This is a genomic window from Oribacterium sp. oral taxon 078 str. F0263, from assembly GCF_000469565.1.
Classification (GTDB): Bacteria; Bacillota; Clostridia; order Lachnospirales; family Lachnospiraceae; genus Oribacterium.
The window spans coordinates 1-853 of sequence record NZ_KI273138.1; the positions used below are offsets into that span (position 1 = coordinate 1).

The 853-nt window shown below is 51.3% G+C and carries 1 protein-coding gene; it reads right to left on the reverse strand.

Annotated features, from left to right (window positions below; genetic code table 11):
• Positions 1 to 853: IS30 family transposase (locus HMPREF1986_RS11430; RefSeq protein WP_021775003.1), on the reverse strand; the 853-nt coding region annotated here is incomplete at both ends.

Here is an 853-nt window from a genome sequence, read left to right on the forward strand (position 1 = left end):
GGGATAAAACGCCGGATCAGGCCATTGTGGTTCTCTACCGATCCCTTTTCACAGGAAGTGTAGGGATGCGCGTAGTAAACCAGAGTCTCGGCGGTCTTCTCCAGATCAGACAACGAAGCGAACTCGGAACCGTTATCGGTAGTGATTGTCTTGAAGATCTCGCTGAAATGTTCGCTGTACTCAGCTTTCACATTCATCAGTGCTTCCATGACGTTCTCCGGATGCCGATCCGCAATGCGGATCATCCAGTATTCCCGGGTCTTGCGTTCGATCATGGTAAGCAGGGCGTCGTCTTCGCCGGATTTGGAACCGATAACAAGGTCGCATTCCCAGTGACCAAACTCTTCCCGGCTATCGACGGAGGCCGGACGCTCTTCAATGCTTCTTCCGAGGACGCGTTTGTTCTTCCGGACTGTTACTTTTTTAGGCGAACGCCGAAGCTTATTCGGAAGATCGATGTTCCTGATGCCGAGAAGCCCCAGGTCAATATAAGCATACAACGTCTTGGTACAGACCATTTGCTCCCGGCGGAACTCACCATCTCTCAAAGCTCGGCCGACACAGGCATCGACGGACCATTCGTCTTCTCTGAAATGCCGCTCCACATAGGCAATGAAGGCGGCTTTTTCCAGAAAGTCATAATGTCTGCAGCATAGCTGGCGGTTTCTCTCGTAGGTTTGTTGGCCGACCTTTGCTTTGTAGCGGTGTATATTTCCGTTATAGAGCGTCACGGTCCCGCGCTTGATCTCATTGCATATGGTAGTTGGCGAGCATCCAATCTCCCGGGCAATAGAACGCTTTGATCGTCCGTCCTTCAAACGGGTCTGGATAATTACCCGTTCCTCAAATGTAA